This window comes from Pacificispira sp. (assembly GCF_965228185.1).
Taxonomy (GTDB): Bacteria; Pseudomonadota; Alphaproteobacteria; order UBA8366; family Aestuariispiraceae; genus Pacificispira.
In genome coordinates this window covers 1-13183 of record NZ_CBDDHE010000007.1, presented here as the reverse complement: position 1 = coordinate 13183, position 13183 = coordinate 1, and the positions used below count along the sequence as shown (strand labels likewise).

The following is a 13183-nucleotide window of genomic DNA, read 5'->3' as shown; positions in this document are numbered from 1 at the left end:
TAAGCTACTAATCAGGCGGATTTCCGGACCATTCCGGCCGGCAGACCGGTCGTCGGAAGTTGCTTGCGAGAGGCAATCCGGTGAGAGCGGTCGCCACCCCATGAACAGACCGCAAAAACCGATTCGAGCGGGCACCTATCGCCGGACTGACCCCGAAGAGTCCGCCCGATGAGTTTACTCGTCGAACAGGGAGTATGGGGTTTCGCCGACCGCCCGGGTGGGAATGGAAACCGGCGGCCCTATCGGTTCCGCCTGGTAGGAGCGCATTCCAGCCGATCGGCCGTCATCCGACGTGAAACTTGGCGGCCCCTGCAGGGTCGACTTGTAGGAATTCGCGTCTACGACAGGCCCATCGAGCTGCGCCGTCGGTGTCGGCGGCGGCAAGGCTTCGGTCCGCACCACCGGCTCCACCGGAATGCCATCCAAGGAGGCATTCGGGTCCAGCGGCGCCAGCGGATCCAACGGGGCGTTGGGGTCGAGCGGCGCCAAGGGGTCCAGCGGTGCCAGAGGATCCAAAGGCGCATTGGGATCAAGACTCCCGCCCGACCCACCGGAGGCGTTGGGGTCCAAGGGAGCCAAGGGATCGAGCGGCGCATTGGGGTCAAGCGGCGCGAGCGGGTCCAGGCCTTGCGTCGAATCGAGCGGCCCCAAAGGATCGAGATCGGGATCGAGAACATCGCCGCCGCCGGGCTGTCCGCCGGAGGTCGCCCCGAAGGACCGTTCCAAATCAACCCCTTCCGGCGGCCGCGGATCGAGCTCCGAACGGCCTTCACCGATTTGCGGCACGTCCAGGGCGGCCATCAGAACGCCGCCGGTCGCCAAAATCCGGTAAATGCTGAACAGTTCCAGAAACTCGGTCGTGACCAGATTTCCCTTGGCAATGAACAGCTCGTTCTCAGCATCCAGGAGTTCCAGCAGGTTCCGGCCGCCGACATTGAACTGCTGACGATAGGTTTCACGCACCCGGTCGTTGGCCTCAACCTCGCGCCGCTGAGCCGCCAACCGGTCGCGTGAGCTGGTCAGCGCGTTCCAGGCCAGGCGCATTTCTTCTTCCGTGAGGCGGAGCGCCCGATTGTGGCGCTGCCGGGCTTCGCCGATGCGGTGGATCAGCTCCTGCACCCGGTTGGAATCGCGGCCGCCGCGATACAGATTGTAGTTCACCCGGATAAGGGCGGAGGCACTGAGGTCCGCCCCGCGCGAACCGTCTTCATTGCGCGCCGCGTTGCCGTTCAGCTCCAGATTGACCGTCGGCCAAAAAGCGGCTTTGCCGGCGCGAAATTCCTGACGAACCGTCTCCAGGTCGGCCCGGGTCACCGCGACGGTCGGATTGTTGCGCAGCGAGATCGCGACCGCATCTTCCAGAGTTTGCGGCAGGGCCCAGATCGGCGGGACCGGCCGGACCAGTTCTTTTGGCGATTCCCCGATAACGCGGACATAGGTCGCGTCGGCGTCGCGCAGACGGGCCTCGGCCTCCGTCAAGGTCGCCTGAGCGGCGGCCAACCGGGATTCCGACTGCTGCACATCCGCCGTCGTCGCGGCGCCACCTGCGGCCTTGGTCTCAACCAGTTCCAATGTCAGCTCGTGCTGACGGACATTGTCCTCCGCGATCGCCGCCAATTCTCGCTGGCGCAGAGATTCCATATAGGCCTCGATCGCGTCCAGGCCGATGAATTCGGAAGTCTCGCGCACGCGCCGCGTCGCGGACACCACGCGGCTTTCCTGGCGCGCGACATCGGCGTCGGTGGCGCGGCCGTCGAAAATCATTTGCGTCAGGGTCAGGCTGGACGAATAGGTCGGCATGCCGAAACTGCCTTCGGCCTCGCCGCGCGCAAAGGACGTGCCGTCGCGCGTCGCCTCGTAACCCGCCGAACCGGTATAGTCGACAACGGGATAGTACTGGCCGCGCGCCTGATCCAGCTCGTATTCGACCGCCCGCTTGTTTTCCGCGACGATCCCGATATCAGGGTTTGTCTGCAAAGCGGATCGAACGGCCTCGGCCAACGAAATAGCATGCGCCGGCGACGTAACGGCCAGCGTCATCGCGGCCGATGCCAGCACGGCGCGCAGCGACAATTGCCGCCCAGCTTTCCGAATACCGCCTTCGTTCACCTGCATCGCTCCCCTCGCCTTCGGCCGACTTTTCGTCTTGCCGCCAAACCACTCTCCCTGGGGAATGACAGCGCTGGTGCCATCAACACTTAGTATCAAGCACATCATATACTAGATGCGCGGGCTTCTCATCGCAATGACGCCCCCTTTAAATCGAATCAGATTTCCTTCTGATTGCCAAAATATTCGGAAGAATAAACGCCGGCCGCACGCAATAGGCGCGAAGTCGCGTCACAAGGTCGTCCTAATTTCATTCTAGGTCGGACATACATGGTAAATTTACTCTATTTGTTCCCAAAAACAGCGAATCGCTGGTCAAAATCAGAGCCGCCGCAGGACTCGGCTCGCGTTTCGACGGATCGGAATTGCGTGTTGTGACGCCGTCAAAAACCTTTCATACTCCGCGTCAATTGCGGTCTACCGTTGCAAAACGTCGTTCAACGGCGAATGGACGGGCCGCAGGGCAGCGTCGCGGTCGGGGGGCCGTTGTCGGGAGTGGATCGGGGCATCTCAGGGACACAAAGGTCGGTACGTCGCAAGCGAACGCCACGCTGGTTGTGGAAGACATCCACAAAAGCTTCGGTTCCGTAGAGGTCTTGAAGGGGGTTTCACTGACGGCGCATAAGGGCGACGTCATATCCATACTCGGGTCGTCCGGGTCTGGGAAAAGCACCTTCCTGCGCTGTATCAACCTCTTGGAAACGCCGAATTCCGGACGGGTCACCGTCAATGGCGAGACGATCGAGATGCGGTCGCGTCCCGGCGGAGAGCCCGTACCGAGCGACCGCAAGCAGGTCGAAAGACTGCGCACGAAACTGGCCATGGTCTTTCAAGGCTTCAATCTCTGGTCCCACATGACGGTTCTGGAGAATGTGATCGAAGCGCCGATCCATGTCCTGGGCGTGCCGCGTTCGGAGGCGTTGGACCGCGCAGCCAAACTCCTCGAAAAAGTCGGAATTTACGAGCGCAAAGATTACTATCCGGCCCATCTTTCGGGCGGCCAGCAGCAGCGCGCGGCGATCGCGCGGGCGCTGGCGATGAACCCCGACGTCATGCTGTTCGACGAACCGACCTCCGCCCTGGACCCGGAATTGGTCGGTGAAGTTCTGAGAGTGATGCGCGACCTCGCGGACGAGGGCCGGACCATGCTGGTCGTGACCCACGAAATGTCCTTCGCTCGCGACGTCTCGAACAAAGTTATCTTCCTGCACCAAGGCTGCATCGAAGAACAAGGTGCGCCGCAGGAGATGTTTGACGCTCCCAAATCGGAGCGTTTCAAGGGATTCCTGGCGAAAACGCGCGAGTAACGGCGGGTCGCTGCGGAAGATACGGACGCGGAGGGACGGTTGTCCCGCCCAGACGCGTCCAAAACCAGACGAATTCCCGAACCGGGCGGCCCCGGATACGGGTTTCGCGCACTTAAACAAGGGAGTACACGGAAATGCGTTTCAACACACTGGCTTCCGCGGTTCTGGCCGGCGCCTTCGCGCTGGGTCTCGGCTCCGCCCAAGCGCAAGACTCGCTGCGTATCGGCGTTGAAGGGGCCTATCCTCCGTTCTCCGAAAAGACGGAAAGCGGCGAACTGATCGGCTTCGACATCGACATTGCCAATGCGCTCTGCGCCGAAATGAAGGTCGAATGCACCCTGGTCGAACAGGATTGGGACGGCATCATCCCGGCCCTGCAGGCGAAGAAATACGACGCCATCGTCGCGTCCATGTCGATCACCGAAGACCGCAAGAAGGTCGTCGACTTCACCAACAAATACTACAACACCCCGGCGAAGTTCGCGGCCAAGGACGGCATGTTCGATGCCGACGGCACCGATGTGCTGGCCGGCAAGCGGATCGGCGTGCAGCGCGGCACGATCCATGACGACTATCTGACGACGGTCTACAAGGATTCCGAAATCGTACGCTACGGCACGCAGGACGAGGTCTATCTGGACCTGACGGCCGGCCGTCTGGACGCGATTCTGGCGGATTCGCTGGCGATCGACGAAGGGTTCCTGAAGACCGATGCCGGCAAGGGCTATTCCTTCTTCGGCGCCGACCACAACGATCCGGAATATTTCGGTGAAGGCGCCGGGATCGCCGTTCGCAAGGGCGAAGACGACCTGCGCGGCAAACTGAACGACGCGATCGCGACGATCCGGTCCAACGGCACCTATGACGAAATCCGCAAGAAGTATTTCGACTTCGACATTTACGGCGGATAATCGCTTATCCGGTCGGGGCGCGTGTTACCGCACGCGCCCCGTTCGGTTCCGGCCCAATTTGTTGGTCCCTTTCACACTTTTAATTTTTGAAAGCGCCCGTTCAGCCCCATGGAAGACGTCTGGCAATATCGGGAACTGATTTTCTATAAGGGCGGCGCGCTGACTGTTCAGGTCGCCCTGCTTTCGCTGGTTCTGGCGACGCTGTTCGGGCTGCTGGGCGCTTGGGCAAAACTGTCGAAGAACCCGGTCGCGCGCGGCACCGCGGAAACCTATACCACCGTCATCCGCGGCATTCCCGATCTTGTCCTGATGTTGTTGGTCTTCTTTCAAGGACAGATCATCCTGAACCGGTTCGGCGAGTGGACCGGGATGTGGGACTATGTCGAGATCGACCCGATGACCGCCGGGATCGGCACGATCGGCTTCATCATGGGCGCTTACTACACCGAGACTTTCCGGGGCGCGTATCTGTCGATTCCGTCCGGACAGATCGAAGCCGGCATTGCCTGCGGCATGAGCAAGCCGCTGATCTTCCGTCGCATCATCTGGCCGCAATTGGTGCGCTATGCGCTGCCGAGCTTTACCAACAATTGGCTGGTGCAGATGAAGACCACGGCGCTGGTCAGCATCATCGGGTTGCAGGATATCGTCTATAACGCCAACGCTATCGGTCGGAAGCTGCGCGAACCTTTCACCTTCCTGTTCGCGGCACTTCTGTTCTTCCTGGTACTGACCGCGGTTTCCGAAATCGTACTGCGCTATCTCGAGCGTCGGTATTCAGCCGGCGTCCGGCGGGCTTAAGGGGGCATCATGGCCGAAGACGCTGAAATCTCCCCGGTCCAGGAATTCATCATCAACGCCGTATTCGACTATACGGTGGTGGTCGACAATTACATGGCCTTCGTGACCGGGGTCTGGAACACTGTCACGCTGGTCGCGCTGTCCTTGCTGATCGGTGGGCTGATTTCCGTCCCCCTGGCGGTGCTGAGGGCGGAGCGGCACCCGATCTTCAGTCCGATGATCTGGTGCTACACCTATTTCCTGCGCGGTACGCCGCTGCTGATTCAGACCTTCCTGATTTATTACGGTCTCGGCCAGTTCGAAGTCGTGCGCGACAGTTTCGCCTGGCCGATCCTGCGTGAGGCCTGGTGGTGCGCGCTAATCGCCTTCTCCTTGAACTCCGCCGCCTATACGACGGAGATCTTCCGCGGCGCCATCGAGGCAACGCCTTATGGCGAAATCGAGGCGGCTAAGGCGGCCGGCATGTCACGCCTGACCATGTTGCGCCGGATCATCCTGCCCAGCGCCTTCCGCCGCGCCCTGCCCGCCTATTCCAATGAAGTGATCTTCATGCTGCACGGATCTGTCGTCGCCTCCACGGTCACGGTGATCGACATTCTGGGCGCCGGGCGGTTCGTGAACGGCAAATATTACATCTATCTGGAAGGCTTCCTGACCGCGGCGATGCTCTACATGATCTTGGTCTACATGATCTCGCGCGGTTTCAAATTGTGGGAGCATCATTGGCACGCGCATTTGCGCCCGCGCAGCACGCCCGAACCGGCGGAATAGCATCCCGATACCGATACTGGTGTGTGCCGGAGTCCGGGACTCTATCCCTGGACAGTCCCCTGATATTTGGGGCGTGAGTCCCGACAGGACACCACCACTTGTGCCGGAAACCCCGGAAGTCCTTGATTTTGTGACATTAATATCAGTTAACATCGGCATTTTCCGGAATTTATCTAAAATGTCTCGTATCCGGATTCGCGCGATTCTAGCCTTCGTCCGTCGCCAGAAGGCGGCGTTGGACCATCGGCCTAGGAGGGGCACTGCGATGATCTGGAAATATGTCCGCGAGCCTAAGCCCGAAGGGCAAAAGAACCGGCGCCGTCACCGGCGTCACCGCGTCCAGCGCACCCGCGCCCAAATCGACCGGGCAAATGCGCAAGTCATCGATATCTCTGAAAGCGGCGTTCGCATTGCAGGCGCCCCGGGGTGGGTTGTCCCCGGTCAGGGCTTGTCGTTGCGGCTGATCTTCTCGACCCTTTGGCGGGATGTTCAGATCCCGGTACAGGGCCGCGTCTTGCGCCGGGGAGATACCGGCACGATCGTGGTCTATCCGCCGCCTATCGAAGAATGGCCGCAATCGCTGGCAAAACTGTTACGCGCCAGCGCACCGATGATGCATTGAATGAGGGTCAGGCCTTGGCGCGGACCGGCGACGGACGCCGGTCCAGCAAGGAAACCGCCCCGGTGATCAGGAACAACAGGGCCAATCCGTAAGGCAAGGCGGCGGACCCCAGATATTCCATGGCCGGACCGAAACCCAGCGGTCCGGCCGTCGTTCCAATGCCCCACATAATCGCGAACAAGGCACTGCCTGTCGCCAAACGGCGGCCGGTAAAGCGCTCCCCCAGGATTGCCAGGGCCAGTGTGTAAGGGGCAAAGGACAGGCCGCCGAACACAACCATATAGGCCAGTCCGGTCCAATGGGTCAGGTCGACATGCGGCACCACGACCGCCGCGCCGACCACGAGGAACAGAATAATCGTCAGCAGGCGCGTCCGGGCCATCTTGTCGCTAAGATAGCCAAGCGGCAGTTGAAACAGGACCACGCCCAGTGCCATTGCTGCCAAGGGCAGCGACGCCTCCGCATCGGGAACCCCGGCGGACAGGGAATAGGACGGAAGCAATCCCAGGATCACCCCATCCAGAATGCCGAACAGGGCAACGACGATCAAAAGCACCATGGCCTGGCGCAACACCTGCATGATCAGGTCGCCATGTTCCGCCAGATCCTCCGCGTCGGCCAGCGGATCCTTCTTGCGGAACGCCAGCACCGGCGTGAAGCACAATGCGATCAATAGGCCTGCCGTCAGGTAGGGCACATAGCCCTGATAACCGGTCCAGGTCACAGCCAGGGATCCGATGGCAAAGCTGGACGCCATGGCCGCGACATAGATCGCCATGGTCCGGCCGCGGCTTTCTTCCGTCGCGATGGCGTTGATCCAGGCCTCTCCGGCGGCGAACAGGGCCGTCACCGCTATTCCGAGGACAAAACGGAGAACCAGCCAAATCGTATAATCCACCAGGAGGGGAAAAAGCAGCAGCGTCCCGATGGCCAGGATCACACTGCCCGCCAGCAGACCGAAGGTACCGTAGAGACGGACCATGCGCGGCACCAGGAACCCCGCGACGAAGACGCCGAGACCGGACGCCGTCGCGTTGATGCCGATTGCCGCCTCGTCGAATCCGTCAGCTTCCAGCGACAGTGCGATCACCGGATAGACGAAGCCGACACTGAACGAGAAGGCGCAGATCGTTCCGATCACCGCCACCATCTCGAACTGCCGCGAATGCAGGAATCCAAACATGCCGGGCTGCATGCCCAGATTTCACCAACCTGGCAAGAACAATCGTATTACGCGTATGGGATTTTCCGGTTAGGACCCGTTTCGGCGCCGGGTGTAGTGGTCCCGCGCCCATTCGACATGGCGGCGCATCGCTGACGCGGCCTTTTCCGGATCTTGTGCTTCGATCGCATCGACGATGTCGGCATGATGGGCGATGACGGTCGCGTCATCTTCCTTCGTCGCGAATAGCTCGGTACGGTGGTACTTCAGCATTTCCGCCAAGGTTCCACGCACGACCCCCAGCAAATGGCGGTAGACCACGCTTTCCGACGCCCGCGCGATTTCCATGTGAAAGGCGACATCGGCCGCGGCCTTGTCCGAACAATCGCGGGTCATGGCATCCAAGGTCGCGCGCAGCGTCGCGACACTTTCAGGCGTCGCATGTTGCGCGGCGCGGCGCGCGGCCCAGACCTCGATCTCACAGCGCAGTTCCATCAGGTCGAGCATGTTGCTCTTGTCCAGCCGCACGAGCTCCGCCAGGGCGGGATCCGAAATCGCCGCCTGCGACACGACACGAGTCCCGCCGCCCTGCACAGCATCCAGGAAACCTTGCGCTTTGAGCGTCTGAAGCGCGGCACGAACGGAAACGCGGCTGACTTCCAGCATGGCGGCCAGCTTGCGTTCGGCCGGCAGATTCTGGCCCGGCTCGATATCGCCGCTCGCGATCAGTTTCAGGATCTCGGTCGCCACTCGATCGGCTACGCGCTCACGCCTTTCCGGCATGCGCGATGTATCCGGCACGGTCATATCCCCCAAGGCATCACCTCTCCCAAGACCGGGGACATTACCACCGCACAAGGGTTTTTGCAGGCCCATTTTGCGTCAAGATTTGTACCAAACGCTCAAATTGGTACGGTTCAACCGCGAATCAGAAGCCAGATGCGCGCCACCTCATTGGTCGAGACATCCGCCAGATCGGCGACACGGCGCAGGCTGGCGCCGTCACGCAGCAGGCCGGCGATCAGGCGAAACCGGTCGTCGTCCGTCGCGCGATAGCGGCTGGGCCGATAGGTCGAGGTGGTACGCGGCCGGGCCGGGCCGCGGCTGGGGCGTTCCTTGTCCAACCCGCGTGCCTCGGCCTCGCGCTTCGCCATTTCGTAGCGATAGCGTTCGGCGCGCTCGAAGGCTTCGGACATGCGCATCCGCGCCGCCGCCCATTCTTCAAAGTCCGACCGGCGGGCGCGCCGCTCCGCGTCGCTGATCCGGCCGTCATCCCGCTCGGGATGGGTTTCCTCGATCGCTTCCTCGACAGACATGCCATGGATCGCGGCAAGCCGTTCTGCCGCCTCGCGCGCAGCCGCGCGTTCCCCTTCGATCGTGGCGCGTTCCATGACGCCGACAATCTTGCGGAAACGTTCACGCTCTTTGTCGTCGAATGCCTGAGCGGGCATATCCCGGCCTCTGGGTCCGTCTCGTCGAGAGCCCTTAAACTAGCGCGGGATTCGGGCCCTCGCCACCGAGCTTTTCAATTCCGGCTCCGCCAGTATGATGCGCGCGCCATGCAGTGCGCCCCGAACGCGACACCCACTTCTCGGAAGCTCTTGACCGCCGACGACCCGGTCCCGGTGACCGTGCGCAATGGCGGCGGCAAAGGGCCCGGCGTCATCGTTTGCGACCATGCCTCGAACCGGGTGCCGTCGCGGCTGGGCACGCTTGGCCTGCCGGAAGAATCGCTGCGCAAGCATATCGCCTTCGATATCGGTGCCCAGGGCGTGGCCGAGGTGGTTTCGGACATGCTGGACATGCCGGCCATCATCGGCGGGTATTCGCGCCTTGTTGTCGACCTGAACCGGCCGGAAGACGATTTCACCTGTATCCGTGAAATCTATGACGGCGCGATCATTCCCGGAAACCGGCGCCTGTCCCCTGCCGAACACGCCGCACGGATCGAGGAATTGCTGCATCCTTACCACCAGGCGGTGACCGAGGCGCTGGACCGCAAATGCGATCAGTTGCCGTTCCCGGCGGTGATATCGATGCATAGCTGCACCGATCTTTACCGCGACGTGCGCCGCCCATGGCATATCGGCGTTCTGTCCAACCGCGACCGACGCATGGCGGAACGGGTCCTGCAGCGCCTCGCCGCCCATCGCCCGGACCTGACCATCGGCGACAACAAGCCCTATTCGGGCATGGATCCCTACGGCCACACGGTCGAGCGGCATGCCCTGCCCCAGGGCCGTCCCAATGTCCTGTTCGAGGTCCGTCAGGACCTGATCGGTGACGCTGCGGGCCAGCGCGAATTCGGCGAGTTGCTGGGCACCGTCCTGATGGAAGTCCTGGGCGACCCCAGCCTGTTCACCCGGTTTCAGGGTTGACGCGCCCCCCGGCGGCCCGACAGCATGGGCCAGTCTTACCAGCCGGGAACATCAGCTTAAATGACCCAAAGCGATCAGCCGCCCTTCACCGTCGGCATTGAGGAAGAATATCTGCTGGTCGATCCGGCGACCGGGGAACTGGTCAGCGACCAGGACGTTCAGGAAGCGATCATCGAGGATGTGCGCGCTGCCATCACCGACGAGATCGGCATGGCGACGCCAGAATTTCTGAAGGCCCAGGTCGAAGTCGGCACGGCGGTGTGCCATTCGCTGCAGGAAGCGCGCGACCGGCTGCGTACCCTGCGCACGGAGGTCGCGGAAGCCGCCGGCAAACGCGGCCTGGCGCCGATCGCCGCATCGACCCACCCGACCGCGAAATGGCTGCGTCTTCAGCATACCGACAAGGAACGCTATGCGATGCTGGCAAACGACCTGCAGGAGGTCGCGCGCCGTCTGGTCATCTGCGGCATGCATGTCCATGTCGGTGTCGAGGACAACGAGCACCGCATCGACCTTCTGGGCCAGATCGCCTATTTCCTGCCGCATCTGCTGGTACTGACGACGTCGTCCCCCTTCTGGCAGGGTCGGGATACAGGTCTAAAAAGCTACCGGCTGTCGGTCTTCGACGAGCTGCCGCGCACCGGCCTGCCGGAACATTTCGATTCCTGGTCGCATTACGAAAAACATGTCGAAGCCCTGGTCAAATCCGGCGCGCTGCAGGACGGGTCCAAGCTGTGGTGGGACATCCGCCCGCATTTCAAGTTCCCGACCCTGGAAATGCGCATCGCCGATATCTGCACCCGGCTGGATGACGGGATCGCCGTCGCGTCGATCTATTCCTGCCTGATTTCCATGCTGCAGCGCCTGCGCCGCAAGAATCAGCGCTGGCGGAAATACTCCAACATGCTGATCCGCGAGAACCGATGGCGCGCCCAACGTTACGGGTTCGACGAAGGGCTGATCGATTTCGGGCTGACCCAACGCGTGCCCTATCCCGATCTTCTGGAAGAAATCATCGAATTGACAGCGGAGGACGCGGACCGCCTGCGCTGCGTCGACGAGGTCGCGCATACCCGCACCATCCTGAAACGCGGTACCAGCGCCCATAATCAGGTGAGAACCTATAAGGAGGCCATCAAGGCGGGCCAAGGCGAGGACGCCGCGCTAAAAGCGGTAACGGATTGGCTGATCGAAGCGACGGTAAAGGATCTTTGACGATGGAACGGGACGACCGTGACAGAAATGCCGCCATTTCGGAGACGCTGAGCGAGATCCGGGACGTCCTGTCGGACGGTGTGACCGTCGACCGTCTGGACCATGCAAAAAGCGCCCTTCTGCGCCTTTGCGGACGCGCGGACCTGTTTAATTTCGACATCTATCCACTGCCTTCGGACGGCGGGATCGAAAGCACCTATTTCATTCATTGCGACCCGGACGGCACCAACGCGCTCTATGTCAGCTGCGCCAGGCCCGGCATGTCCTACCGACCGCATAATCATGGCGGATCCTGGGCCATCATCGGCGGCGTTCAGGGCCGCGAAAGCCATCGCATGTTCACCGAAACCGGTGACGCGGCCGCGCCGATCGACCAACGTGCGACCTTGATGGTGCATCCTGGGCATGCCGTTTCCATGATGCCGGACGGCATTCACGCCATCGCGGTCGAAGGCGATGAACCGATCCTCAACCTGCATCTTTACGGCACCCGTTTTGAATACCAGCAGGAACGGTCGGAATTCGACGAAGAGACGGGCGAACGGTTCATGTTCCGGTTGGAGAATGTCGGCGAAATCGTCGACCGCCGCTAGTTGAAGGGGTTGCGGGCGACGGCGGACCGATTATCTCCCAACCAGAAGAACCCTATCGAATGGAGTGGAATGTCATGGCGGACCAGATGGACGAACAAACCCAATTGGAACTGGAAGCGGCGGCGTTCCGTCGGTTGCGCGACCATCTGCGCGAACGCACGGATGTTCAGAATATCGATCTGATGAATCTCAGCGGTTTCTGCCGCAACTGTCTGAGCCGCTGGTATGACGAGGCCGCCGCCGAGCGCGGAATCGATCTGGGCAAGGATGCTGCGCGCGAGATCGTCTATGGCATGCCGTTCAACGAATGGAAGGCCAAGTACCAGACCGAGGCGTCGGCCGAACAGAAAGCTGCCTTCGCCGAGTCTCACAAGGAATCCTAATCCTTCTGCACGTCGCGCAGGGACAGGGCCGTCCCGGCCCCGACCAGCGCCAGAACCGCCAAGGCGGCGATCCCGATTTCCACGCCGAAAGCCATGGTCGCGCCGGAGAAAGCCCCAAGGATCAGCAGCAATACGCCGATGATGCTGTTGCTGAGCGCGACATATTCCGCCTTCTTGTCCTTCCCGGCCAGGTCGACGATATGCGTCTTTCTGCCGATGCGGACGCCGGAATGCGCAACACCCAGCAGAAACACCAGGCCTGCATAGACCCAGACAGCGCCCTTCAACTGCGGCATCAGCGCGATCATCGCCAAACTGGCCAGCCCTAACAGGCCCGCGAAACCCGCCGCGAGCGCCATCGTATTCCGGCTTGATACATCAGACAGCCAGCCCCAGAAGCTGGAGCTGACTGCGGCGGCCAGCCCCGACGCCAGGATCAACCAGCCCAATCCGGTCAGATCCTGCCCCGTTTCGCGTTGCGCCATGGCGACGAAAAGCGGGCCCATCAACGCGGTCGCGATCATGAAGGTGCGCGCGGCCAGAAAGATTTGCAGTTCCCGATCCGACAGCAAGGTGCGGACCTGATCGGCGACGACATCACGGAATGTCTGACCACCCTGTGTCGCGCCGGGTTGTTCCTTCAATTGGCTATAGGTGAACGCGCCCGCCAGCCATGCGCCCGCGGCCGCGACCAGCAACGCGTAGAGCACCCAGTCCGGCCGCGCGGCTTCCGGGGCAGCTGCAAGGTAAAGGCCGACGCCGACGGCCACGATCCCGGACGCCGTCGCGGCATAGCCGCTGACCCGGCCGCGTCTTGTCTTGGAAACCGTCTTGCCCAAGGTGTCTTTCGCGGCGATGGAGGCGACGCCGCGCGCCAGGCTGAACGCGACCAGAAGCGCGAAGATTGTCCAGCCGGCCGCCGCGCCGTCCA

14 protein-coding genes are annotated in these 13183 nt (G+C 61.9%); 9 read left to right on the top strand and 5 right to left on the bottom strand.

Annotated features, from left to right (window positions below):
• Positions 1–174: 174 nt before the first annotated feature.
• A complete protein-coding gene (locus ACO06O_RS14640) occupies positions 175–2115 on the bottom strand; it encodes a TolC family outer membrane protein (protein WP_421881164.1) in 1941 nt (646 codons plus the stop codon).
• Between the two features lie 545 nt (positions 2116–2660).
• On the opposite strand from ACO06O_RS14640, the gene ACO06O_RS14635 reads away from it, so the two are divergent.
• From ACO06O_RS14635 to ACO06O_RS14615, 5 genes are all read left to right on the top strand, one after another.
• On the top strand, positions 2661–3416 hold the full coding sequence (locus ACO06O_RS14635) for an ABC transporter ATP-binding protein (RefSeq protein ID WP_421881169.1): 756 nt from the start codon (positions 2661–2663) through the stop codon (positions 3414–3416).
• 134 nt (positions 3417–3550) lie between these two features.
• Positions 3551–4327 (top strand): ABC transporter substrate-binding protein, encoded by a 777-nt coding sequence (locus tag ACO06O_RS14630; protein WP_421881161.1) that lies wholly within the window; start codon positions 3551–3553, stop codon positions 4325–4327.
• A gap of 108 nt (positions 4328–4435) precedes the next feature.
• Positions 4436–5128: an ABC transporter permease gene (locus tag ACO06O_RS14625; protein ID WP_421881159.1), complete on the top strand. Its 693-nt coding sequence runs from the start codon at positions 4436–4438 to the stop codon at positions 5126–5128.
• A gap of 9 nt (positions 5129–5137) precedes the next feature.
• Positions 5138–5899 (top strand): ABC transporter permease, encoded by a 762-nt coding sequence (locus tag ACO06O_RS14620; RefSeq protein WP_421881156.1) that lies wholly within the window; start codon positions 5138–5140, stop codon positions 5897–5899.
• A 265-nt stretch (positions 5900–6164) separates the two neighbouring features.
• The gene (locus ACO06O_RS14615; RefSeq protein ID WP_421881153.1) at positions 6165–6521 is read left to right on the top strand and encodes a PilZ domain-containing protein; all 357 of its coding nucleotides are present in this window, start codon (positions 6165–6167) and stop codon (positions 6519–6521) included.
• Positions 6522–6528: 7 nt separating this feature from the next.
• Here the strand turns inward: ACO06O_RS14615 and ACO06O_RS14610 are convergent, their stop codons facing one another.
• The 3 genes from ACO06O_RS14610 to ACO06O_RS14600 all read right to left on the bottom strand — a co-directional run bounded on the left by ACO06O_RS14610 (position 6529) and on the right by ACO06O_RS14600 (position 9134).
• Complete coding sequence (locus ACO06O_RS14610) at positions 6529–7704, bottom strand: MFS transporter (protein ID WP_421881151.1); 1176 nt, start codon at positions 7702–7704, stop codon at positions 6529–6531.
• A gap of 69 nt (positions 7705–7773) precedes the next feature.
• A complete protein-coding gene (locus ACO06O_RS14605; RefSeq protein WP_421881167.1) occupies positions 7774–8490 on the bottom strand; it encodes a FadR/GntR family transcriptional regulator in 717 nt (238 codons plus the stop codon).
• Between the two features lie 110 nt (positions 8491–8600).
• The gene (locus ACO06O_RS14600; RefSeq protein ID WP_421881148.1) at positions 8601–9134 is read right to left on the bottom strand and encodes a hypothetical protein; all 534 of its coding nucleotides are present in this window, start codon (positions 9132–9134) and stop codon (positions 8601–8603) included.
• Positions 9135–9284: 150 nt separating this feature from the next.
• On the opposite strand from ACO06O_RS14600, the gene ACO06O_RS14595 reads away from it, so the two are divergent.
• From ACO06O_RS14595 to ACO06O_RS14580, 4 genes are all read left to right on the top strand, one after another.
• Entirely contained in the window at positions 9285–10061 is a 777-nt protein-coding gene (locus tag ACO06O_RS14595) for an N-formylglutamate amidohydrolase (protein WP_421881145.1), read from the top strand.
• 60 nt (positions 10062–10121) lie between these two features.
• A complete protein-coding gene (locus tag ACO06O_RS14590; RefSeq protein WP_421881143.1) occupies positions 10122–11276 on the top strand; it encodes a carboxylate-amine ligase in 1155 nt (384 codons plus the stop codon).
• Positions 11277–11278: 2 nt separating this feature from the next.
• Positions 11279–11869, top strand: coding sequence for a hypothetical protein (locus tag ACO06O_RS14585; RefSeq protein WP_421881140.1), 591 nt, complete (start codon positions 11279–11281; stop codon positions 11867–11869).
• An 86-nt stretch (positions 11870–11955) separates the two neighbouring features.
• On the top strand, positions 11956–12252 hold the full coding sequence (locus tag ACO06O_RS14580) for a DUF1244 domain-containing protein (RefSeq protein ID WP_420420488.1): 297 nt from the start codon (positions 11956–11958) through the stop codon (positions 12250–12252).
• Here ACO06O_RS14580 and ACO06O_RS14575 read toward each other — a convergent pair.
• On the bottom strand, positions 12249–13183 hold a 935-nt coding region (locus ACO06O_RS14575), incomplete at its 5' end, for an MFS transporter (RefSeq protein ID WP_421881137.1). The two genes, ACO06O_RS14580 and ACO06O_RS14575, sit on opposite strands and share 4 nt — an antisense overlap.